The following is a 21,979-nucleotide window of genomic DNA, read 5'->3' on the forward strand; positions in this document are numbered from 1 at the left end:
GAGCCAGTCGAGGCGTCCTGGAAATCAGGGGCGATTCATTCTGGTAAAGTCGTTGAGACCAAGGGCGGCAACCACAAAACAATAAAAGACTGGAAAGCCCAGTACGGCGCACAGGAAGTCGAGAGCTGGCTCAGTACGACCTTCGAAGGGCTCCTCACGGGGCCTTTTTTATGCAACGGTGACAGCAGGGAGCTGGATAGTCGAAATGACACATAAAGTTTTGGATTGGCGCAACCGACGCGCCTGGTTGCAACACGTCCGGTCATACGCAAAGCCTTTGCTGACGCCGAGCCTGGCAAAGGTATTGGAGCAGCGCAGGCCCCAGTGCTGGTCGGACGTCATGGACTGGCTCCCGAATCACGATGACCTGGTACCAGAGTTCTGCGATCGAATGTCCTCGTTCTATACCCATTTCAAAGCATTTCACGGCTGCCGACCTGAGTCGCTTTCGAGCTACTACGAGCACGGGCTTCGGGGACAGAACGCCAACTCGATCATCAAGAAATTTCGACAGCTTTTTGCTGATCTCCCAGCGGCCACCCTCGACCAGGCCATCGAGAGGATGAAGCACCGTGAGTCAAGTGAACGGGGCAGGATTTGGCTGTCCGGGGATGACCGCACGATGGTTAGGGAATTCGGTCACTACATCATCAACGGCAGCGAGTACCTCCTGGCACTGGCAGCGAAGCTGTGTGGCGGGCGTTACGACGAGGACTACAGACTCCGGCTACGGACGATCGGCATTCCGACCGTATTGGAGGTGGACATTCCTATCGAGCTCATTACACCTGCGCAGAAGCTGGATGTAGCGAAAATCATACTGTCGGAATGGGGGCAGCTTCGGACAAAACGCCCTTTAGGCATATCGTCGTCACCGAGCTACGTAGTGCGCTCAGACATTCCAGCAGAGTGCATCAAAGCGCACTACCATCCGGCAAAAATTCAGGACTTCCATCACGACATCCCTACCTACATCAACAAGGCTGTGCGATGTGATCACTGCCCACCAGACCCCGAGTCTGCCTAGACCGGAGCCCAATCCGCGCACAGATCCTGGCAGGACATTCAGGGCCTACTTGCCTGAGTAGGCCTGATCGTGAAGGAACACAATAGCTGAGGCCGTGAGGTTTATCGCATACCTAGCGATATGCTCAGGCACTACCTTCGCGTTTTCTCCTGCGCCATGGGCTGAGCTCAGCTTGTTGCGAAGCGTGCCCACAACCATCAGCGGTGTCTCCCAAAACCCCTCCATCTGTGTCTGAGCCATGATGGTTCTCAAAAGCTTTGCAGTGCTATCGCCCTCGCTGTAGCCGAAACGCTTCTGGCCGCAGATCACCTTCATGACGCTCTCATAACTGGCGTTGCACTTGGTGACACAGTCACCGAATTTTCGATGCCTGTAGTCTTCAAGCGCGGCCATGAACTCGGTGTTGGCATAGCGAAATGCGGGTTGCCGGAGCAACTGAAGTGCCGGCTCAATTGCCGTTTCATGGATCACCTGACTGTCTTTGGGGATCACCTTCGATTCCTCAAGAAGCCTTATTGTCTGGCTACTGCGGAAATCTTCGCCCTGCCAAGGCTCCCAGACCTGTTTGGTGACAAAGTAAGGCAGGTGATCGATGCTCAAGAACTCGTTCAATCGAGTCACGACGTCCTCTTGCCGCCCGCCCAAGCACATATGTGCGTCTGCCTGCAGGATGTACTCCACTGCATCGAGAAAGTGGGCATCGCTGCACGTGGTTAGGAACTGCAGGGTATCTTCATGTGGAGATAATCCCTGCCGTTGACTCAATGAGACCCGGCCCACCAAGTAGGTCAATTTTCCATGGAGATGCTCAAGGGCTACAAATAGACTCCCGCCACCCGCATCACGTAGCAGTATGAGCGTCCGTTGCCTGAAGCCTGGGGTCAGCGGCTTTCTGACTGCTGCTTGGTTTTCCTTCCTGCGGGAAAAAACGTTGAAAATATTTCCTATCACATCATCTTCCTGCTGCTAGTTAACTGAGGAACGTATTTCTCGCCCTGTAGCCGTGCCTCCCAGGCAATTAGGTCAGTCGGGATCGTTCACCGGCTGTAGCACCATCCATCGTCCGCCGATACGCGATCGACTGAACTCCCCGTCCACTTGGCACCTATCACTGCGGTCACTTCACGATAAGCGTCTCTTTTCCTGTCTCAGGATCACGAGACCACTTAATGTCGCAAGGGTCATCATTCCCAACCTGGCAAAATAACGAAATCACCTCATCGATACTGATGAAGTACAGGCATTTATCCTTGTCCAGATCTGAGCTGAAGAATGCCCCGTCAAGTCCGCCCCCCTCAGACATACAAGGCGCGAAAACGAAGCTATGAATGATCCGCCCGCATACAAACATAACGTCTCGCCCCTCCTGACAGGCCTTGGAGAGGTCGTAGAGCTCATCTAGGCGGTGGTTGTTACGCCATGTCACGCGCTTCAGGTTTGGATGCTTATGAAGGGGGATAGAACGGTGGCGGGTCTCGTCGGTGATCTTGGCAGGGGCCTCTAGGAGCTTCCTGACGGAGTAGAAGCCGATAAAGATGTCGCGTTCCACCTGGGCAAGTTCTTCATCAGACAGGGCACTGGCCGTTTTGAGGTGCTCAAGACGATCTGCCATCTCTAGCAGCGGTTGTTTCCAGTACCAGCTCTCCCAGATCATCTTGTGAGCCCTCTAAAGTCACTTCGATATCTTGATCAAATAGCTGCTGACCGAGGCGCACAGGCCAACTACGAGCTCTGCGTCTTCGAAAGACGGCTCACGCCCTTCCTGGATGTGCCGCCCGAACTCCGAGGCATACGCCCAGGTTTTGATGACAGCCTGATCCAATGGCGCTGGAATCAGAGTTCGGGAATCATTCATGATCTTCCCGAGGGTCGCTTGTTGGTCGCCAGTGACCTGCCGAGCGACGCACTCCAGCGAAGCCATGGCATGCTGTATCGCCCCCGTCGGGTCTGGAGACGGTCGGCGTGAAAGATCAGCAATCGCCTGGTGTAATTCCTTGCTGGCCGTGACGTGCCCATGTTGATGCTCAGTTTCTTTCGCCGAGGTCAAAACCTGTTCAAAGGATTCAGAGCCACGGATTTCGATGCGACCATCCAGCAGCTTCCACCCTATGCCGTGCTCAATGAAGAACTCGTTCAACTCTGTAGTGAAGTGCTCGTACACGCCAGAGTCATAATTACGGTTGCCGAGGTAATCATCGAGCCGCTCAATGACGTCATACACCTTGAACCACTTGCACTGCTCAAGCCGCTGAACGTTTTCCTCGTGGATATTGGGCCTCTCACTCCAGTTCTGCTTGTCGGGCAAGACCTTCAATGTCTGGCAGATGATTTGGCGCAGATCTGATGGCTTGAGACCACATTCGTAGCTCAATTGAATCAGATACTCCTGCAGCGCTTGCGGTGCGTCTTCCCGGACAGTGATTTCGGCTTCATCGACCTGCGAGAAACCGTTACGCCGTGAAAATGAGTCTTTCATCCTTATCCTCCGCCTCACCTAGTCCACTGGCAAATCGCCATAGCGATCTGGCTCGATAATGCCTGACAATCCGGGGTTGGGATAGGTAACGGGAATCGACGCTTGACCTGGCCCGAGACTGCGCAATCACCCGCAGCGGTCCATTCAAGCCACGAGCTTTGAGAAGCGGCCTCAGTTCTTGCCCGAGCTACCAGTGAACTGGGCGTCACGGAGATCGGCTGCATGGCCCATGCACGCCGCAAGTTTTTCGACTTGCACGCGACCAACAGAGCCAGATCGCCGAAAAGGCGCTGCACTACCCCACCGACGACGTGCGTTTGCTGACTCAAGCTGGTGAAGCTACAAAGGTCATGTCAGTTCTCGATGCTATCAACAGCAGATGGGGCCGCGGAATGCTCCGGGTGGCGAGCGTGCCCGCAACGCCTGAGTGGGCCATGCGACGCAACTTGAAGAGCCAAAGCGACATAACAAAACTCGATCAGCTATGGCAAATATTTTGCCATTAGCTGCTCAATCTTGCATCTAACCACCTGCCCCCTCCAATGTCTCACAGTGCCTGCCTTTGATTGGAAAGTACCTATTTAAGCGTAACCCCAATACATAACATTTGGGTTTCTCCGCTGATGTCTTTGTTCAAATTTGCCTTTATCAGCCATCTCAGCTTCGTTCACAACATTATTTGCTAGAGTAAGAATATCTTCACTTCTTCTATATAGCTAATGAGAATAATCGTTATGGCCAATCATCATGAATTCGAAGCAGAGATCAAGAACAAGCAAATATCAGCCACTATTTTTAATGCTATAGCGAAAACATATTGTGATTATATGATCAATTCCGGAGCTTCCAAAGCAATTGGCTATGCTTCAATTGCTGCCAGCGGCGCTTTGCTAATGACTATTGCTGCACCGGTGGGAATCGTTGGGATTAGCGTAACCGCAATTGGCTTAACCCTTAGTGGCTACGGGCTGGCAGGAGCTTCAGCTTACTCTTCTGATGCAGCATTTTATTTAACAGGAAAATTTAACGGCGGTCAGCTTCAAACAACATACGGAAGAAACTTTGACTCAATTTATGGAACCAAGCCAAGCGATAGAAGACCAGACCCTAACCAAACCAAGACTCAGGCAACAGCAGATTACATAATCGACAAATCCGTAGGTGTATTTATTGACGCCGCGACCAAAGCAGGAAAACCATCTATATCAATCGGCTTGGACGAATTAAATAAATTATTCGAATCAATATTAACAGAAACCGACAAAGTCCTTGAAGAGATCTATAAACAGCAAAAAGCTGAGGCAAGCAAATCTAAAGCATCGCCGCAACTAAAATCGGCCCCTCAATTAAAACCCGGCCGGACGGGACAAAACAACAATGGATACGATGACGGGATCATTGACTCGCACGGTCACTTAAATACGGGAGAAGGAACTAAGTGGACAGGAAATGACGCTGGACCAAAGGCACCAAATGTTTCCAATATTGCTTAACCTTAACTTAAGGATAAAGTGATGGACATTAATTCGGTAAACCTCTCACCATTTGATTTGGGGAATCAGACAATAACGGAAGTTATTCGAAGTATTGATTTAGGCCCATCGGCAGAAGTACCTCTTAACCCTGAAAAGTATCCAAACGTCCCGCCCCTCCCAAAGTGGGTTCCAGCCCCCAAAAATCCGCCAAAATTCACTCTCCCGCCAAACCTGAAAATCCCCGAATACCCTAAACCAACCCGGCCAACCTTTCCCGATGACTTCGAAGATATACTTAAGGCCAAGCTATTAAAATACAATTCATTAAAGCAGAAACCCGTAAAATCCAAAATAAATTATGAACTATGGTTAGCCGCTACTTTTCGGTCACTTGGCGAGGCCAGAACCGCCTCAGCAGACTGGCTTTCCCTAACTACAGCTATCACTGCATACAACGTACAATTAAACGAAATTGCTATCCGTATATCGCAGGTTAAGAACGAGGAAATTTCGCGCCTACTCCTTGAAGAAAAGGATATATTGCAAACTCAGGATCAAATAAAAACGCAAAAAAACAGAATCAAGGAAAAAATAGATAATTTGGAATCCATCTATAAAGCGAGACAAGAGAATGACACAAAATTGCGCCTCGCCGCGCGGTTGAGAAATGAAATTCAAATAAAGAGAGATCCACTACCTGACGGCAAGATAAGCTTCGTAGAATCGCCAGCCTCCGCAGACTACGAAAAATTTTCCGAAGGCACTGACAATAAATTAGTTAGTGTTGCACTTGTAGCAGCAAAAATAGAAGACGAACTACCGGCCGAGTGGTCACTTAAGTTATTTGAGGACGAGGTATTTGCAGCCAAGGTACAACTTATCGCAATAGAGAAGGCAGAGCAGGCGTTAATTGAAAGATCCAATGATATTGCTTCACTGCGAGAAAGCACAAATGACAGACTAAAATTACTATCCGACCAGCACTATACCATAGCTTCATTTTTAACAAACAGTACATCTAATTTATCAGAGCGCCAAGCAGATGTGGCTGCACGTTATATTTCGGCAATTCGAGACTTAAGAGAAAGGGCATGGTCACTGATACAGTCAATCAACATCACGCTAGACAAGGCGCTTCCAAAAGAAATCTCTAGAAGCTTACTTATCGCATTACAGGGAGACGAAGCAGATCGAGGGGAAAAACTTGTTGAAGTTGAGGGGGTACTTGTTGGGATACAAGAGTGGATGCACGGATTATCGCAGAGAATGACGCGTGAGAGCATGATAACCTCAGTATTAGGGGCGGCCGAAGGTACCACTTGGCAAGGCAACTGTAGTTTCAAAAACGAATTACCAAAGCTCCCGACAGCACTTCTTCGCGGTATTCGAATTTTCTCTCCGAATGAAAATAATTATAGCCCATGCATCGTTCGAATTACTCCAAAGAACTCAGACACTATTATTCTAGGCTTTAGTACTCTGAGGGCCCCAGAAAAAGGCGACGACAATTTTTTTGGTGCTCCTTTACTATGGAATGATAACCCCTTTAGAGAGTGGAAGGTTATACTTGAGGCAGTACCTGGTTCCCAGCTTTTAATCCCTGAAAGCATTGTCCTTGAAATACTTTTTGATCGGCTACAAGACTACGACTGGTTAGATTTGTAAGATCCATATTGTTTTTAAAAGTCTGTTTGAAGTGATTGAACTGTCAAATTTAAAAGTATTAAAAGAAAGCCCGCATAGGCGGGCTTTGTTGTATCTGGGGGATTGGCCCTCTCTGGGCGTGATCGGCATCTACCTCTCTTCCTTAAGGCAGATAAGCGAGGACCATTTCAATGTTCTGACGCAGCGCCTGTTCCACCGACTGCAGCGAGGTGGGGTTATGCAATCTGACATGGGACTGCGTATTCAGGCATCTTTATCGTCATCATCGTCACTAACAATGTTACTGACGGTGGCCTGGCTAACCTGAAACTGAGAAGCAAGCTGCTCCTGTGTGTAGTTCCCGGTCATGTAGTAACCCTGTATCTCCGTGCGTTCTCGGTCGGTCAATCGAGCGTTGCCCGCCCTAGGCGTGACTGCTTGTAATACCGGTGCAGCAGCTTGAAGTCTTTTCCGAAGGTCAGATGCCAACACCATTTTTTGGGCGACCTCCAGCGCGTTAGCAGCACTAAGATCCTCATGCAACAACTGACGCTCGACAGCTAGAAGGGCGTCGTTCATCTCCTGAAAGGATCGATGGGTGGCTGCGACTTGCGACCTGGTCATAGCTTGGCTCTCGGTCTTGATCACATACCCTGAAGGATCGTTGAGTTCTTCTGCCATCTTCCAACTCCTGATAATTTTGATATTCGAAATATTAGATATTATTACCAGTAAACGTCAATGGCTGATTAATTGGTGATAAAAACCGTTATCACCAATTAAGGTTTTGCCTCGAGTTTTACTGAAATCTCTATCTATAGGTAGGTTACAAATAGTTCTTGCCGTCAGTGATCTGACTCGTTAATCTCTGTCCTTAGATTACCTACCTACACAAAGCGAGATAAAAACCATGACTACTACCCACTACGACCCAAAAGCTGTTGGTGAAGCCATCGACAACATCACCGCCGGCCTGGAACGCGTGATGACCGGATTTGCCAACCTGAAATCGCTGCTGGCCCCGGTACCCGATGCCGCGGAGGGCCCCGAGCTCAATCCGCGTGATCCGGCCAACAAACTGGATAACGGCAAACTCACCCCACGGGGCATCGAGGTCTGCTACCGACTGTTTGATGCAGGGAAAAGCCGCTACGCCGTCGGGGCCGAAATGGACATCAGTTTCGGCGCGGCCACCCATCGCTTTGAAGCCTGGAAAGACGCCGGAGGCCTGGATCGTGAGAAACAGCCGCTGGACTGACTAAAAACGGAATGACCCGTGAGGCCTAGAAAGGCCACGGGTCATGATTCCCTGAGAGACGAGATGGCATGACCCAAGCGACGACGACCGACCTGGTACAACCGAGTAATGAGCGCCGGCTCACCGCGGCCGAATTCCAAGACCTGGCCGCGGTGCCGGCGGCGGTCGAATGGTTCGCCAATCTCGACAACCCACGCACCCGCCGCGCCTATCAGAATGACCTGCAGGACTTCTGCAGCTTTGTCGGCCTCAGCGGCGCGGAAGAGTTTCGCGCCGTGACCCGCGCGCATGTGCTGGCCTGGCGTGCCGATCTGGAACAGCGCGGGCTGGCCGGGGCGACCATCCGCCGCAAACTGGCGGCGCTGGCTAGCTTCTTCGATCACCTGTTGGAGAGCAACGCGGTGGCCGGCGGCAACCCGGTGCACGGCGTCAAGCGGCCGAAGATCGACAGCAGTGAAGGCAAGACCCCGGCCTTGGGCGATCACCAAGCCAAGGCACTACTCGATGCGCCGGATCCGGACACCCTGAAAGGCCAGCGGGATCGGGCGATTCTCGCCGTGTTGCTGTACCACGGCCTGCGCCGCGAGGAAGCGGCGTTATTAAAAGTGGCGGACATCCTGGAGCGGCGCGGCATCAAGCATTTAAGGATTCATGGCAAGGGCGGGAAATTACGTTTCGTCCCGCTTCATCCGGTAGCGGCTGAACGCATCTATACGTATTTGAAAAACTCCGGGCATCAGCTGGACAATCCGAAAGCGCCACTGTTTAAGCCTTTGCGCGGCCGGCAGACCGGCGCCCGCATTAGCGCCAATGGCCTGTATGCGATGGTCGGAGACTACGCCAAAGCTGCCGGCATCGATGTAGCCGAATTGGGCGTCCACGGTCTGCGCGCAACGGCGGCGACCAATGCCCTAGAGCACGAAGCTGATATTGCAATGGTCCAGGTCTGGTTAGGGCACGCCAATACCAGCACTACGCGGATGTACGACCGCCGCCACTCACGACCGGAGGACTCTCCTACGTACAAAGTGCGCTATTGAAGGAGGTGGTAAGGAGTCAGCTGTCGAACGCAGACATTCCTGAATGTCTGCATCGGGTTGAGTGCAGCCCTTCGCGTCAGGCGGCCATCTGCCAAATCGGCATGGGTCGCGAAACCGGAATCGAACCTTTCTCTTTGTTATTGAAAATAAAGGGAATTTTTTAGTTCGAAAATTTTCTACCTCTATGTGTACCCTCAGTCTGCGAGCAGCCTCAGTATTGAGCGTTGCTACCGGTTTCCACCGAGTAATCACCATGGAAAATTCGGGTGTGGTCATCCACACGGAAGGGTCCTTCGGTGAGTGGACTTTTCCAAGGGTACGACTGGAACGCAGTAGAGCACCGTATGAACGACAGCGAACCTAACTCCGGTTGGACCAGCAACGGGTCGCAGACCACCGATTTCATCGGATTTGATCAGCAGGGAACGACCCAATACCGCCGATGGCGACAGGCAGCATCAGTCGATAAATGCAGTCGATCGGTTTTGCGAAAACCTTCAAACCACCTAATTTAGAAACCCAAGACCACCCAGCTTTCGTGGACTGAATGGTCTTGGGGCTGTCTTGCGACAACTCTTTCAGGGCTGTGTCTATAGTGTTGGCGCCGATGACGAGTTGACCCAGTTTTTTACCGCCCCCCCCCGGTGGGGCAGTTTTCAATCAGCGTCGACACTTGTAAAAGACCTTGGGGTTGATCTAGAATCGCCCAGCGTTAAATGGAAAAGGATTTTTCACAGTGCAGAGCTAGAACTCGTTTTTTTTATAAAAAAGCGAGTAACAGCAGAATTGAGCATTAGTCAGGGAGTAGACACATGATCAATAAAGTCATTAAAACCGTTTTTAGTTGGGTAAGCGTTTCGGTATGGGCGGTGTCGGCTCTTGGTATCTGCCATGCCAATGATGTTCCCACTCGGCATTCTATGCCAATCGAAAAAAACGTTCCTGCAAGCGTCAAAACAGTCAATGCGCCGGACAGCGATCCTCAGCACTATCAAGTCATGAACGGCACGCACTTTTCCTATCGGTGTCATGTTCCCTATACAGCCAAGAGTCAACAAGCAGCGGTCGAGGTTTGCGAGATCGATCCCGTCAAGTTGAAACTCCTGAGCTGGCCTGAAACGGAAGTCATCAATCTCATCAGCGGTAACGTCACCATCACTGAGCTTGGCGGGACAGTGGTGACCTATGCGGCGGGTGATATATTTGTACTGCCCCAAGGCTTCAAAGGTATTTGGGATCAACCCTTGCCTATCACAAAAGTTACAGTTCGCCACCCGCTGTACTGGAAAGACTAAGTTAACCCCCAACCGTGTGCCTTCGAATAATAAGATTGCCTGTGCTTTCTTGCGATGATGCGCACGCGGCTTGTTAATTAACCGAACTGACTGATTTTACACTTCAATATTATAAAACATGTCGTTGGCGCCCGCGCCAACGACAGTTTTTGCCGTGTCAGGATGACTGTCCGGCAGCGTACTTAATCTATTTGAAAGGACAAGACATGCCACACTCCGTGTATGTGGGGGCAGCGGAGTACGCTGCGGGCGAAACGGTCAACATCGAAACAGCCATACCGAACTCCGAGACGTGTGCACTGTTGCGCCGACCTGAAAATGGGGTCGCCAATTTCTCACACTATCAAGAGAGCATTTTCGATCTCGTCGTCCGTTCCGTTACGCAGTCACTGGCCTCAGCGGGTTTGACGGCGGGCGATATGGATGCCGTGTTTCTCGTCTCCAATATGCTGGATGCCCAGAACAATCTCGACATCAATTGGCTGGAGGATTTGAGCCGCCGATTGCAGCTGGAAAACACACCTCAATATCAGATCGGCCTGACAGGCTGCGCGGGCTTCCATGCCGCTCTGCGTTTAGGCGCAGGCCTTATTGCGTCAGGGAATTGCTCGCGTGTACTTCTCATCAGCTTTGATCAGGCAGGACAAAAGCTACAGCGTATCTATGGCGAAGGGACGGACTTTACCTACGTAACAGGCGATGCAGCAGCCTCCTGCATACTGAGCAGCAACGCTCAAGGAATGGAGTATGAGCTGATGGGTAAAGTTGAATACACATCTGACACCACGCAAATATCAAACCCATCGTCGGATCAAGAGATGCGAAGCATTTCAAGTCTGATCAAGCGTACTTACGCCAGTGCCAATCTGGCAGCCAGCTCTATACAGCATTATATTTGCAATAACTACACATTGGATATCACCCGACTTTTCTGCCAGCTCGCAGGGGTCGCTTACTCGAAAGCTGTAATCAACAAACTGCCAGAACACGCACATTGCTTCAACTCGGACAACATAATCAATTTGAAGTATTTGAGCGACGAGAAGAAAATCGCCGTTGGCGATAACATTTTACTATTCAGCACCGGACCGTTTCAGTCGGGTGCTTGCGTCATCAAACGTGTTTCCGAGTCGCAACGGCCCTGCGTATGAACAGTATCATCGCGCGATTTTATTCGGTAGCTGAGCGCAATATGAATGCGCCAGCACTGATTACCGACGATCAAGTGTTGAATTACGCTCAGCTAAGCGAGCGTGTCACCTGCCTGGCGGCTGAGATCGATCACTGGTTCCGCGAACATGTCGGGCGGCCAGTTTCTCATATCGACAGGGTGGGTGTTTCCCTTGACAAGGGTATAGATCTTTACGTCTCGATATTGGCGATATTGGCGGCGGGTGCTGGCTACGTTCCTGTTGATCCGCAGGCTACCGAGGAAGCAAGACATCGCATCATCAGTGCCTCTAAATGCGAGTTGATACTGACAGCCAAATGGATTGAGAGCCTTTCGCTCAGCGCCTCGACTTCGGAGCACCAGGGTAATGGTGTAGGCTCGAACAGCGTTGAACCGATCGGGACTGATATTTGCTACACCATCTTTACTTCCGGTTCTACAGGTCAACCCAAGGGCGTTGATATCACCAACAGTAATTTGCTGAACCTGGTGGATTGGGCGATTACCCAGTTCTCTCTTGCGCCTGGGTCAAGAATTCTACAGTACTCGACGATAAATTTTGATGCGTCTGTACTTGATGTGTTCCCCACCCTGCTAAGCGGTGCAGCGCTGTGCATTCCGGATGCTGCGCAACGCATGTCGGAGTCATCTCTTGCGCGGTTTTGCACGCAGCATGAGGTGACGCAAGCCTTCCTGCCGCCCTCCTTGTTGACGGTGTTCGCGCCGACGCGATTTCCAACGCTCAAGGTTATTCTCACCGGTGGAGAGTCCTGTAATCCGCAATCCATAAGCGACTGGTCAAAGGGACGGGTGTTGTACAACCTCTACGGCCCTACCGAGTGCACAGTATTAGTCAGTTGCAAACGCATGGACGAGACGACACCCGCCAACAATATCGGTAACGCCATCCAGGGGGTTCGTTTATATGTCCTGGACGAAAACCAGCAACCCGCCACTCGTGGCGAGTTAAACGTCGCGGGTGTTGCTGTTGCGGCGGGCTATCACAACGATATCGCAGCTACCGCGACAAAGTTTGCAAGACGTCCCGAACTGGATAGCTCAGTTTTATACAAGACCGGCGATATTGTCGAAATTGACGGGGATGGTGAGATCCGGTTTCTCGGGCGTGTGGATCGACAGGTGAAAATCAGGGGTTTTCGTATAGAACTTGAGGAGATCGAGGCAACACTGTACGCGCTCGGCTATCAGGAAGTCGCCTTGATCGCTTCACCGGAAGGCACCCTCGTAGCCTATATCGTAGCGCCTTTGCCGATCGAGTCAGGGGCGTTGCGTCAGAAGCTTTTAGAGCAGTTGCCTGATTACAAGGTACCGCAGTATTTCGTGACGCTGGATACGATGCCCTATAAGAATAGCGGCAAAGTTGATCTGCACAGTTTGCCGCCCTACTCTCCCGTAAACCTAGCCAGTCAAGCACCGTTGCCGACCGATCCAACGTCTACTGCGCTGGCTGAGTTATGGTCGACCGAACTGAATTTGCCCATTGATCATCTACGACCCGATTCTAACTTTCGGGATCTGGGTGGATCATCGATCAATATAATGCATCTGCTGGCTGCCATTGAGCAGGCATTTGGCTTGACGATAGATTTTATGGACTTTCTTGATAAACCCACGCTGGAATTTCTGGTTTCTGCAATACACAAAAGGAGCGAATAGGATGTTGGCTGCAATGAATCATATAGGTCTCACGGTATTGAGCATTGATGAGACCATCAAGTTCTATCGTCAACTGACCACTGTCGAAGTTTATGAAGAAGCTGTGCATGTCAGCGGTGATGGTGTTGGACAAGTCATTAACGTCAAGCAGCCTGATTACAAATCGTGCATGGTAAGGATTGGTCGTCGCGACTTTGAATTGATCGAGCACTATAGTTCGAAAGGTCGCCACGTTGTGACTAATCACAATGACGCTGGCGGCATCCACCTGGCCTTTATGGTTGAAAATATCGACGAGATTTTCGAGCGCGTCACGGCATTGGGGCTTAAGCCTACCACCGACAAACCCTACACTGCCCGCGAACTGGGTGGCTACCAGGCGTTCTTTTTCCGCGACATCAACGATGTACAAATCGAAATTGGTCAAATCAACTAACCGCTGAGTGCGATCATGAAAATCATTCAATGCGGACCACAGCAGTTGGATCAGGTTGCGTATCTTTTCAATCAGTACCGGATGTTTTACGAGCAGGCCGACGATCTAGCGACCTCGTACAGCTTTATTAAATCCAATCTCGACAATGAGAAATCGAAAATTTATCTCTTGTTGGATGACAGTGGTAAAGCCGTGGCATTTGCCCAGCTTTATCCGACCCTGTGTTCGCTGGCCATGAAGCCTTTCTATTGGCTTTACGACTTGTACGTCGATCCGTCTGCGAGGAAGCAGGGGTATGCTCGTCACCTGATGCATTATTTGTCTGAAACGTTCAAGGCCGAAGGCGTCCAACGCTTAAGTCTCGACACCGCTATAACCAATAAAGCGGCACAGGCACTTTATGAATCGCTGGGGTATGAGCAGGAAAAGAATTTCATTACCTATCATAAATTTTTAAACATGTAGACACTGTTTGATGTCGCCGTGGCGACATCAATTATAGGGACGTGAGGCCAGCCTTCACTTAGCCAGGAATATGGAATGTTTCGCGTGAACTCTTCAAATAATCAAGTTTATGATTTGCTTGGCGTAGGCGTAGGCCCTTTCAATCTCGGGCTTTGCTCTCTTCTGCAGCCAGTCGAGTCTATCCGGAGTCTGTTTTTTGAGGCCAAGGAGTGTTTCCATTGGCACTCAGGCATGCTGATTGGTGACGCTACGCTGCAAGTGCCATTCATGGCCGACCTGGTGACAATGGTTGACCCCAAAAGCCCTTATAGCTACCTGAATTATTTGCACGAACAGGGACGCCTTTATCAGTTCTGCGCTTACGAGAGCTTTCATATCCCCCGAGTGGAGTACAACCGCTACTGTCAGTGGGTTAGCGAACGTTTGGATAACATCCAGTTTTCAAAACGGGTGATGTCTATCGAGATCGTTGACGATCTGTTCCGTTTGACTGTTTTGGATGAGCATACAAAAGAGCTGTCCAGTTATTTAGGCAAGGATATTGTGCTGGGTGTCGGCACTGTGCCTAGCTGGCCCGCCGTTGCGCAGCCGCTTCAGAATCACAAAGGGTGCATCCACTCGTCAAACTATCTACAGAAAAAAGAACAGCTTCAGCAACAAAACAGCATCACCCTGGTGGGCAGCGGTCAGAGTGCTGCAGAAATATTTTTGGATCTGCTTAGAGAACAGCCAACATTCGGGTATGACATCAATTGGCTCTCCCGCAGCCGTGGATTTCTCTCCATGGAATACTCCAAACTCGGGGTTGAACACTTCTCTCCGGATTATGTTGAGTACTTCCACAAATTACCGGAACAAAGCCGATTGTCGACACTGCGCGGCCAAGGGCACTGGTACAAAGGCATCTCTACCGATACGATCAAAGATATTTACGATTGCCTTTACATTCAGTCGATTGAAAAAAAATGGCCTATTGTCATCCAGGCGCGTAGCGAACTGGAAAACATTGAAGTGAACGAAAATAAAATGTCTGTCAGCTTTCGACAGCTGGACATGCAGAAGAAATTTTCGTTCCAGACCGACGCCCTCGTCTTGGCGACCGGCTATGAGTATGTGTTCCCGGACTGTCTTTCGTCGCTGGCAAAGTGGTTTGAATTCGATAGTTCGGGGCACCCGGTCGTTAATCGCGATTACACATTGAAGACGACACCTCATGTGCCAGGAAACATCTACGTGCAGAATGCGGAGATCCACTCCCACGGCGTCGGCGCCCCCGACCTTGGAATGGGAGCCTGCCGAAGTGCGAGTATCGTCAATCATCTCTTGGGCCGGGATTACTACACTATCCGTCAGCAGAACGTGTTCCAGAGTTTTGGCATTGCTGCTCAGTGGTCCGAAAACGTCGAGTCTTCGGTATCGTTGCTCCCTACCCTTACTGCGTCATCCGCCTAAAGCATTACTCCTGGTACTCGTCACTAAAACTGAAACTCTGCGATAGAATCCCTATGTCTATTTCGTTACCGCATATGCACGCCTTTGGACTTTCCATCGAAGACCATGCTGCTGATTTACCTGACTATACATTCCCCAAAGATCAAGCATTCCTGAACCAGGAACACCTTGAGTCTCAAGTGCGTTCGTACCCGTTGCGCTTTCCTTTCACTATTGCGCGAGCCCAGGGAGCCTTCATTGAGGACACCCACGGACAAGTCTATCTGGACTTCCTTTCAGGTGCCGGCGCGCTTCCACTTGGACATAACAATGCCGAGGTGAATCAGGCTATAGCCGATCAGGTCCAGTCACTGATGCCGTTTCAAACGCTCGACGTCATGACACCGGTGAAGGACGAGTTCATCAAGTCGGTGATGGCGTTCTTGCCAGGCGATTTTTCCAAAAACGCCTGTATTCAATTCTGCGGACCATCCGGCTCCGATGCCGTGGAAGCGGCCCTTAAAATTGCCAAGCAATTTACAGGTCGAGACAATATTGCTTCGTTTCACGGCGCGTACCATGGCATGACCAATGGTTCATTGGCACTTATGGGTAATTTGAACGCAAAGCACCGCCGTTCGGGGTTGATGCCTGGCGTCCACTTTTTCCCTTTCCCCTATAGTTTGCGCTGTAAGTTCGGGTTGGGCGGCGAGGCCGGTGATCGCGCGTCGATACGCTATATCGAGTCTGTTCTACACGACCAAGAGAGCGGCATTGTCAAACCGGCAGCCATCATTGTTGAGCCTATTCAAGGGGAAGGTGGCGTCATTCCGGCCTCCGCCTACTGGCTTCAAGAGATCCGCCGCATCTGTGACGAGCTCGATATCCTGCTGATTTTTGACGAGATCCAGTGTGGGGTGGGGCGCTCCGGCAAGAATTTCGCCTTCGAGCACGCACAGGTTTTGCCGGATATTCTGGTGATGTCCAAAGCTATCGGCGGTGGGCTTCCATTGTCGTGCCTTGTATTTAGAAAGCACCTTGATACATGGCATTCTGGAGAGCACGCCGGTACGTTTCGGGGCAATCAATTGGCGATGGTTGCGGGAACGACGACGCTGGAAATTATCCAACGCGATGATCTGGCACAGAACGCAACCTTCATGGGAAAGCGTCTCATGGAGGGCCTCGCTGCACTTCGAGAACAGCACCCCTGCATCGCGGAAGTCCGGGGCAAAGGTCTGATGGTCGGTGTCGAGATCGCCAGATCAGGGAAGACGGATCAACTGGGTGATCCGTTGCCAGATCCAGAGCGCGCGGCACTGATACAGCGAGAAGCCTTGAGCAAGGGTTTGATCATGGAAAAGGGCGGCCGATACGGCGCGGTGCTAAGGTTCCTGCCTCCCTTGAACGTGACCCGATCACAAATCGACTTTGCCGTGCGCGTGTTTGCTCATGCCTTGGAGTCAACTTCGCGAGCTCGTCATGAATAACGCCTGGACCCAGCACTTTCTGCACACCGGTCCACGGGGTGCAGAGGCCTATCGCGAGACAATCAATCAGTGCACGCATGAAATAGCCACAATGATTGAGGCGGCATCCAGGCCTTACTCGGGAATGGAACTCAATGCGCTGAAAGAGCAGATATCCTGCCAGTCGCTGGCCAGCGACGATATCATTCCGATGGATCAGGCTATCAAGGAAGTATCCGAACTGATCGCGGCAAATGCCATCATCGTTCAGCACCCCCACTGCATTGCTCACTTGCATACGCCTCCGTTTATCGCTGGAGTTGCCGCGGAGAACTTTATCTCTGCGCAAAACCTTTCCATGGATTCGTGGGATCAGTCAGGCGCAGCCACGTATGTCGAGCAGCGTGTCGTGAGAGAGCTGTGCGATATATATGGGTTTGTGGGCAGCTCCAATGGAGTGTTTACCAGCGGTGGTACGCAAAGCAACATCATGGCGCTTTTGATCGCGCGCGATCGTTTCATTTTTGAAAGAAGCGGGCATAACGTTCAGCTTGATGGTCTGCCTGACTATGCAGGCAGATTGCGAATCATCGCCTCTGACAAGAGCCATGTGACCGTTGACAAGGCGGCGACGATCATGGGCCTTGGCCAGCGCTCGGTTGTGCGTGTTCCCACCCATCCAGACGGATCAATCATTGTTGCTGCGCTTGAACAAACGCTGACCCGCCTGAAAAGCGAGGGGCTTTTGCCCTTTGCAATTGTCGGGACTGCGGGTACCACCGATCACGGCGCAGTCGACGATTTGTACGCGCTTGCACGGATAGCTCGGCAGGAAAATATATGGCTCCATGTCGATGCGGCTTACGGCAGTGCATTGATATTCAGCCACGCTCGAGATCGACTGGCCGGTATTGATCTTGCACATTCGATTGCGTTGGACTTTCACAAAATGTGGTTTCAGCCGATCAGTTGCGGGGCACTGCTCATGGGCGATCGCAAGCACTTCAAGCATCTGCTTCATCGTGCCGATTACCTGAATCGTGAAGATGACGAATTGCCTAATCTTGTCGACTTCACGGTTTCTACGACGCGACGGTTCGATGCACTCAAGGTTTTCCTGTCACTGCGGACCGTGGGCACCCAGACCCTGGGAGCAATGGTCGATCATCTTTTGTTGCAGGCCCAGGAGGTCTCACTGCTGATTGCACAGCGTCCGGATTTCGAATTACTGGCGACCCCCGCGCTTTCAACGGTGCTCTTCCGGTATACGGGAGGCTTCAGCGACGATGCCCTGGACAGGATCAACAAAGCGTTGCGCCTGGCGTTACTGAAGACCGGGACGGCTGTTGTGGGCGAGACGGTAATCGAGGGCAAAACTGCGCTGAAGCTCACCTTGCTTAACCCCTGTCTGACAATGGAGAACTTCAAACAGTTAGTCTCTGATATCGAGCGTTGTGCGATCAATCTTCATCAACCGGATTTGGAATAACGCCGGCCCCAAATCCCGCTGTTACGCGATGAGAGTCAAGACGGCATCTACGGAGTGCCGGCTTGGCCCCCAACGACGCATTAAAGCGAAAGTTGAAAGTGAAATCATCATCGGTCGGTTGACTCGTCGCGGTGCTCGCCATATTTTGATAGAACTGGATAACAAACCATGAATGAACGACCTCCTGTACCGCCGTCCGTCCGCACGACCATTCGCCGCTTGCCTGAACTTGCTAATCATGACCGGGCAACCCTTTATAGTATTTTGGATGAATCGTATGTCTGCCACATTGCTTTCGCAGCGAACAACGACACGCACTGCATTCCAACCGCTCATTGGAGAAAGGATGATTATTTATATATCCATGGATCCAATGGAAGCCGCCTGATAAAAGCGCTAGCTGCTGGCGCACGAACTTCAGTTGCCATTACTTTGCTGGATGGTTTGGTGTTGGCCAAATCAGCATTCAACCACTCGATGAATTACCGATCTGCAGTTATTTATGGGCAGTTTGAAAGCGTGCAGAGCAGCGCAGAAAAACTCGAAGCCTTGGATAGTTTTATGGACAAGATTGCGGACGGCCGCAGGGAAGAAGCGCGACGCGGTAACTCCAAAGAAATCGCCGCCACTAACATACTTCGGATTTCCCTCGTGGAAGTCGCGGTAAAGGTCAGTGACTCCGGCCCTTCTGATAAGGACGATGATCTCGCCCTTCCCGTTTGGACGGGAATCCTGCCGCTGAGACAGACTCACGGATCCCCAGTTCATACCGAAAACAATAAAGATATAATCTTGCCGGATTATGTTAAAGCTTGGGCCAACTGACTGACCAGGGTAACCAGAACCAAAGGGTGCTCAGCAAAAATACGGGCGCTGAGGTGCAATGAGCATTCAGCGAACGCCGTACAACCACGCCTGTTTTTCAGAACATACTAGAAGGTGGAAATAATGACGATAGATCAGCAAGGGCTTTATCAGACAGTTACCGACATGTACTCCATGGTAGATAGGGAGTTAGGCGGGCGTTACCAGCCATTTCTTAATTATGGATACGATTTGCGACCTGGACTTGCCCTGGAACATCGAGATGCTGCTTTTGAAATTTATGCGCAGCTCTATCATTACGTATTGAACACGGTTGATGTTCATGGAACTGATGTGCTGGAAATTGGTTCGGGCCGTGGTGGTGGCAGTTATTATATCAAGCAGTATTTGGGCGCCAACAATGTCGTTGGCGTTGAATATTTGCCGCAAAACGTGAGTGCGTCTCGTGATAGCTTTGGCGGCGTAAATAATCTCGCATTTTATCAGGGTGACGCTAGCAATCTTGATATCGAAATAAATTCTGTCGATGTCGTGGTCAATATCGAGTCATCGCACTGCTATCCAAATTTAGAGCGTTTTTTTGAAGAAGTGCATCGCGCTCTGCGCAATGGCGGAAGTTTTTGCTACGCTGATCTGATGACCCCAGACATGAATGAAAAAGTCAAACAAATTACGGCTCAGCTGCCATTCGAACTAATCAAAGAGGAAGATATAACGGATGGTGTCGTGGGGGGCTTGGCCCTCGCCAACCAAAGAAAATTGTCCCTGATCCATGAAATGGATATTAGTGAAGAGCGTAAAACATGGTGGATCAACGAATGGGCGTGTGTGGGAACGCCTATCTGGCAAGATCTGCAAAAAAGAGAGTTGATGTACATGCATTATGTTTTTAAAAAAATGTAAATATTCCGGGCGAATTATTTTTAAATTGGTGCGTTTGGATAAAAAGTTCAGCTCAAACGGCGTCCGATGAAATGCATCATCAAGGGGGGGGCTTGGTCGCCACTGAGCACAAAACCTTCAAACAATAGGCGCTCGATTGAACTGGTCAAGTAATTCTGGACACGATGTTAATTTTTCTCTCTGCCTGAGCTGACGCCTCGTTGAGGGCCCCCTTCAGGCCTCCTCAACTTCCAGCCTTGAAAACAACACCAGACGTGCCATTGATCTCCATGAGGGCGCCAGGACAATGAAAAAGCGTTGAAGGCGTTCATCCGCTCTGAATCGTCCCTGGTTTCCTAAACGAGTCCGATTGGCTGCTTTTGGCCGATTCTGTTGAAAAAGTAGCTCCCCAGTCTGGGCCTGCGGCAAAATCTCTGCATTGGCCAGCAGGGAAGCACACAGCATGATGGGACAGTTATCGAGTGGGCAGGATCGACTGTTTTACTCGTTCAACCTTGAAGATCGCATCCCAGCCAATCACCTTCTGCGCAGCATTGATCAGTGTCTCGATCTGAACGACCTGCGCCATTACCTCGCCGATTTTTATAGCCCGATCGGGCGTCCGTCGATTGATCCTGAACTGATGATCCGCATGCTGATCGTGGGCTATTGCTACGGCATTCGCTCAGAGCGGCGGTTGTGCGAAGAGGCCCATTTGAAACTGGCGTATCGCTGGTTCTGCCGGTTGAGCCTTGAAGATGAAGTCCCCAACCACTCGACCTTATCCAAAAATCGACACGGCCGTTTTCGGGATAGCGATCTGTTTCGCTGGTTGTTCAACGAGGTGCTGCGTCGTTGCATGGATGCTGGCCTGGTCAAAGGCGAAGGATTTGCTGTGGACGCCAGCATCATCAAAGCGGATGCGAGTCGGCAGCGCGGCGTACCGGGTGATGAACAGGTCAACTGGAGCGATCCGGCCCTGAGCACCCGCGCCGAGCGTGAGTACCTTGAGGCCCTCGATGAAGAGGCTTTGGCCGAAACGCTACCGAAGCGTTTATCACTGACTGATCCTCAGGCTCGCTGGACCGCTGCTCCAGGCGGCCCGCGTTCTACGCTTACTCTACGAATTATCTGATCGATACCGAACACGGCGTCATCGTGGATGTGGAGCCTACACCCGCTCATCGAACGGCCGAAGTCGAGAGCACCAAGACGATGATCGATCGCGTTGAAGCGCAGTTCGACATCAAGCCGGAACGCCTCATCGGCGATACCGCGTACGGTACAGCGCCGATGTTGGCCTGGATGGTGGAGGAAAAAGACATCGAACCTCACGTGCCGGTGTGGGACAAAACCGAGCGCAAGAACGACAGTTTTTCGAGCAACGATTTCCACTGGAATGAAGAGATTGAGGAATACCGCTGCCCGGCCGGCAAGTCATTGCGCAGTGAATGGCGAGCCTTCAAGAACGAGCGTTCACACGTCACCAAGGCCAACACCATCATCTTCCGATCCCGACAGGCCGACTGCGTAGCCTGTCCGATGAAGGCCAAGTGTTGCCCCAATACTGCGTTTTGCAAGATCGCGCAGCGTCCATGAGGCCGCTCGTGATGTGGCGCGGCGCATTGCAGCAACGCCGGCATATCAGCGCTCTCGCCACGAACGTAAAAAGGTCGAAATGTTGTTTGCCCACCTCAAGCGAATCCTGAAACTGGATCGCTTGCGACTACGTGGCATGAGCGGCGCGACCGATGAGTTCACGCTGGCCGCGGCGGTGCAGAACCTGCGCCGGCTGGCCAAATTTACCTCTCAAGGTCCACCGGTCACGGGATAGGTGCGCCTGCACTAAGCAAAAAACCTCAAACTAACCCACTAACTGAGCGGCAACGGTCAACGAAGGGCCGAAAAACCACTCAATG

At 51.3% G+C, this 21,979-nt stretch carries 20 protein-coding genes and 3 pseudogenes; 19 read left to right on the plus strand and 4 right to left on the minus strand.

Features of this window, described 5'->3' with window-relative positions:
* Positions 1-36: 36 nt before the first annotated feature.
* Positions 37-135: pseudogene (locus AB7M22_RS15860) on the plus strand (transcriptional regulator); the annotation flags it as partial.
* A gap of 70 nt (positions 136-205) precedes the next feature.
* Entirely contained in the window at positions 206-1,027 is an 822-nt protein-coding gene (locus tag AB7M22_RS15865) for a hypothetical protein (RefSeq protein ID WP_454187024.1), read from the plus strand.
* A gap of 45 nt (positions 1,028-1,072) precedes the next feature.
* Here the strand turns inward: AB7M22_RS15865 and AB7M22_RS15870 are convergent, their stop codons facing one another.
* The 3 genes from AB7M22_RS15870 to AB7M22_RS15880 form a co-directional block, all read right to left on the minus strand.
* Positions 1,073-1,978 carry an abortive infection family protein gene (locus AB7M22_RS15870; RefSeq protein WP_454187025.1) on the minus strand — a complete coding sequence of 302 codons (906 nt, stop codon included), beginning with the start codon at positions 1,976-1,978 and terminating at the stop codon, positions 1,073-1,075.
* A gap of 166 nt (positions 1,979-2,144) precedes the next feature.
* Positions 2,145-2,681: a hypothetical protein gene (locus AB7M22_RS15875; protein WP_454187026.1), complete on the minus strand. Its 537-nt coding sequence runs from the start codon at positions 2,679-2,681 to the stop codon at positions 2,145-2,147.
* A gap of 18 nt (positions 2,682-2,699) precedes the next feature.
* On the minus strand, positions 2,700-3,503 hold the full coding sequence (locus AB7M22_RS15880; RefSeq protein ID WP_454187027.1) for an AbiJ-NTD4 domain-containing protein: 804 nt from the start codon (positions 3,501-3,503) through the stop codon (positions 2,700-2,702).
* Positions 3,504-3,686: 183 nt separating this feature from the next.
* On the opposite strand from AB7M22_RS15880, the pseudogene AB7M22_RS15885 reads away from it, so the two are divergent.
* The 4 genes and pseudogenes from AB7M22_RS15885 to AB7M22_RS15900 form a co-directional block, all read left to right on the plus strand.
* A pseudogene (locus AB7M22_RS15885) lies at positions 3,687-3,799 on the plus strand (IS66 family transposase); the annotation flags it as partial.
* 54 nt (positions 3,800-3,853) lie between these two features.
* Positions 3,854-4,009, plus strand: coding sequence for a DUF4113 domain-containing protein (locus AB7M22_RS15890; RefSeq protein WP_454188824.1), 156 nt, complete (start codon positions 3,854-3,856; stop codon positions 4,007-4,009).
* Positions 4,010-4,237: 228 nt separating this feature from the next.
* Positions 4,238-4,996 (plus strand): hypothetical protein, encoded by a 759-nt coding sequence (locus AB7M22_RS15895; RefSeq protein WP_454187028.1) that lies wholly within the window; start codon positions 4,238-4,240, stop codon positions 4,994-4,996.
* A 21-nt stretch (positions 4,997-5,017) separates the two neighbouring features.
* Positions 5,018-6,643, plus strand: a complete 1,626-nt coding sequence (locus tag AB7M22_RS15900) for a hypothetical protein (RefSeq protein ID WP_454187029.1) — start codon at positions 5,018-5,020, stop codon at positions 6,641-6,643.
* A gap of 243 nt (positions 6,644-6,886) precedes the next feature.
* Here the strand turns inward: AB7M22_RS15900 and AB7M22_RS15905 are convergent, their stop codons facing one another.
* Complete coding sequence (locus tag AB7M22_RS15905; protein ID WP_454187030.1) at positions 6,887-7,303, minus strand: sigma factor-like helix-turn-helix DNA-binding protein; 417 nt, start codon at positions 7,301-7,303, stop codon at positions 6,887-6,889.
* A 229-nt stretch (positions 7,304-7,532) separates the two neighbouring features.
* Here AB7M22_RS15905 and AB7M22_RS15910 point away from each other — a divergent pair, with 229 nt between their 5' ends.
* The 13 genes and pseudogenes from AB7M22_RS15910 (at position 7,533) to AB7M22_RS15970 (ending at position 21,894) form a co-directional block, all read left to right on the plus strand.
* On the plus strand, positions 7,533-7,880 hold the full coding sequence (locus tag AB7M22_RS15910) for a hypothetical protein (protein WP_454187031.1): 348 nt from the start codon (positions 7,533-7,535) through the stop codon (positions 7,878-7,880).
* A 68-nt stretch (positions 7,881-7,948) separates the two neighbouring features.
* The gene (locus AB7M22_RS15915) at positions 7,949-8,920 is read left to right on the plus strand and encodes a tyrosine-type recombinase/integrase (RefSeq protein WP_454187032.1); all 972 of its coding nucleotides are present in this window, start codon (positions 7,949-7,951) and stop codon (positions 8,918-8,920) included.
* Positions 8,921-9,732: 812 nt separating this feature from the next.
* Complete coding sequence (locus tag AB7M22_RS15920; RefSeq protein WP_454187033.1) at positions 9,733-10,215, plus strand: cupin domain-containing protein; 483 nt, start codon at positions 9,733-9,735, stop codon at positions 10,213-10,215.
* 206 nt (positions 10,216-10,421) lie between these two features.
* Positions 10,422-11,366 (plus strand): 3-oxoacyl-[acyl-carrier-protein] synthase III C-terminal domain-containing protein, encoded by a 945-nt coding sequence (locus tag AB7M22_RS15925; protein ID WP_454187034.1) that lies wholly within the window; start codon positions 10,422-10,424, stop codon positions 11,364-11,366.
* Complete coding sequence (locus tag AB7M22_RS15930; RefSeq protein ID WP_454187035.1) at positions 11,363-13,063, plus strand: non-ribosomal peptide synthetase; 1,701 nt, start codon at positions 11,363-11,365, stop codon at positions 13,061-13,063. Before AB7M22_RS15925 ends, AB7M22_RS15930 begins: the two co-directional genes overlap by 4 nt.
* 1 nt (position 13,064) lies before the next feature.
* The gene (locus AB7M22_RS15935; RefSeq protein ID WP_454187036.1) at positions 13,065-13,499 is read left to right on the plus strand and encodes a VOC family protein; all 435 of its coding nucleotides are present in this window, start codon (positions 13,065-13,067) and stop codon (positions 13,497-13,499) included.
* Between the two features lie 15 nt (positions 13,500-13,514).
* Entirely contained in the window at positions 13,515-13,964 is a 450-nt protein-coding gene (locus AB7M22_RS15940) for a GNAT family N-acetyltransferase (protein ID WP_454187037.1), read from the plus strand.
* Positions 13,965-14,039: 75 nt separating this feature from the next.
* Positions 14,040-15,416 (plus strand): lysine N(6)-hydroxylase/L-ornithine N(5)-oxygenase family protein, encoded by a 1,377-nt coding sequence (locus tag AB7M22_RS15945; RefSeq protein WP_454187038.1) that lies wholly within the window; start codon positions 14,040-14,042, stop codon positions 15,414-15,416.
* Between the two features lie 53 nt (positions 15,417-15,469).
* Positions 15,470-16,885, plus strand: a complete 1,416-nt coding sequence (locus AB7M22_RS15950) for a diaminobutyrate--2-oxoglutarate transaminase family protein (protein WP_454187039.1) — start codon at positions 15,470-15,472, stop codon at positions 16,883-16,885.
* The gene (locus tag AB7M22_RS15955; protein WP_454187040.1) at positions 16,878-18,353 is read left to right on the plus strand and encodes a pyridoxal phosphate-dependent decarboxylase family protein; all 1,476 of its coding nucleotides are present in this window, start codon (positions 16,878-16,880) and stop codon (positions 18,351-18,353) included. Before AB7M22_RS15950 ends, AB7M22_RS15955 begins: the two co-directional genes overlap by 8 nt.
* Before the next feature lie 168 nt (positions 18,354-18,521).
* Positions 18,522-19,178 carry a pyridoxamine 5'-phosphate oxidase family protein gene (locus AB7M22_RS15960; RefSeq protein ID WP_454187041.1) on the plus strand — a complete coding sequence of 219 codons (657 nt, stop codon included), beginning with the start codon at positions 18,522-18,524 and terminating at the stop codon, positions 19,176-19,178.
* A gap of 123 nt (positions 19,179-19,301) precedes the next feature.
* Positions 19,302-20,081 (plus strand): class I SAM-dependent methyltransferase, encoded by a 780-nt coding sequence (locus AB7M22_RS15965; RefSeq protein ID WP_454187042.1) that lies wholly within the window; start codon positions 19,302-19,304, stop codon positions 20,079-20,081.
* A 442-nt stretch (positions 20,082-20,523) separates the two neighbouring features.
* Positions 20,524-21,894, plus strand: a pseudogene (locus AB7M22_RS15970) (transposase).
* Positions 21,895-21,979 lie beyond the last annotated feature (85 nt).

It is taken from the genome of Pseudomonas sp. ADAK2 TE3594 (assembly GCF_053628675.1).

Excerpts from the sequence above, each read along its gene's own strand:
- AB7M22_RS15940 (WP_454187037.1), top strand. The coding sequence starts at position 13,515 with ATGAAAATCATTCAATGCGGACCACAGCAGTTGGATCAGGTTGCGTAT.
- AB7M22_RS15960 (WP_454187041.1), top strand. The coding sequence starts at position 18,522 with ATGAATGAACGACCTCCTGTACCGCCGTCCGTCCGCACGACCATTCGC.
- AB7M22_RS15935 (WP_454187036.1), top strand. The coding sequence starts at position 13,065 with ATGTTGGCTGCAATGAATCATATAGGTCTCACGGTATTGAGCATTGAT.
- AB7M22_RS15900 (WP_454187029.1), top strand. The coding sequence starts at position 5,018 with ATGGACATTAATTCGGTAAACCTCTCACCATTTGATTTGGGGAATCAG.
- AB7M22_RS15890 (WP_454188824.1), top strand. The coding sequence starts at position 3,854 with ATGTCAGTTCTCGATGCTATCAACAGCAGATGGGGCCGCGGAATGCTC.
- AB7M22_RS15925 (WP_454187034.1), top strand. The coding sequence starts at position 10,422 with ATGCCACACTCCGTGTATGTGGGGGCAGCGGAGTACGCTGCGGGCGAA.
- AB7M22_RS15880 (WP_454187027.1), bottom strand. The coding sequence starts at position 3,503 with ATGAAAGACTCATTTTCACGGCGTAACGGTTTCTCGCAGGTCGATGAA.
- AB7M22_RS15950 (WP_454187039.1), top strand. The coding sequence starts at position 15,470 with ATGTCTATTTCGTTACCGCATATGCACGCCTTTGGACTTTCCATCGAA.
- AB7M22_RS15875 (WP_454187026.1), bottom strand. The coding sequence starts at position 2,681 with ATGATCTGGGAGAGCTGGTACTGGAAACAACCGCTGCTAGAGATGGCA.
- AB7M22_RS15920 (WP_454187033.1), top strand. The coding sequence starts at position 9,733 with ATGATCAATAAAGTCATTAAAACCGTTTTTAGTTGGGTAAGCGTTTCG.
- AB7M22_RS15945 (WP_454187038.1), top strand. The coding sequence starts at position 14,040 with ATGTTTCGCGTGAACTCTTCAAATAATCAAGTTTATGATTTGCTTGGC.
- AB7M22_RS15895 (WP_454187028.1), top strand. The coding sequence starts at position 4,238 with ATGGCCAATCATCATGAATTCGAAGCAGAGATCAAGAACAAGCAAATA.
- AB7M22_RS15910 (WP_454187031.1), top strand. The coding sequence starts at position 7,533 with ATGACTACTACCCACTACGACCCAAAAGCTGTTGGTGAAGCCATCGAC.
- AB7M22_RS15905 (WP_454187030.1), bottom strand. The coding sequence starts at position 7,303 with ATGGCAGAAGAACTCAACGATCCTTCAGGGTATGTGATCAAGACCGAG.
- AB7M22_RS15965 (WP_454187042.1), top strand. The coding sequence starts at position 19,302 with ATGACGATAGATCAGCAAGGGCTTTATCAGACAGTTACCGACATGTAC.
- AB7M22_RS15865 (WP_454187024.1), top strand. The coding sequence starts at position 206 with ATGACACATAAAGTTTTGGATTGGCGCAACCGACGCGCCTGGTTGCAA.
- AB7M22_RS15930 (WP_454187035.1), top strand. The coding sequence starts at position 11,363 with ATGAACAGTATCATCGCGCGATTTTATTCGGTAGCTGAGCGCAATATG.
- AB7M22_RS15955 (WP_454187040.1), top strand. The coding sequence starts at position 16,878 with ATGAATAACGCCTGGACCCAGCACTTTCTGCACACCGGTCCACGGGGT.
- AB7M22_RS15915 (WP_454187032.1), top strand. The coding sequence starts at position 7,949 with ATGACCCAAGCGACGACGACCGACCTGGTACAACCGAGTAATGAGCGC.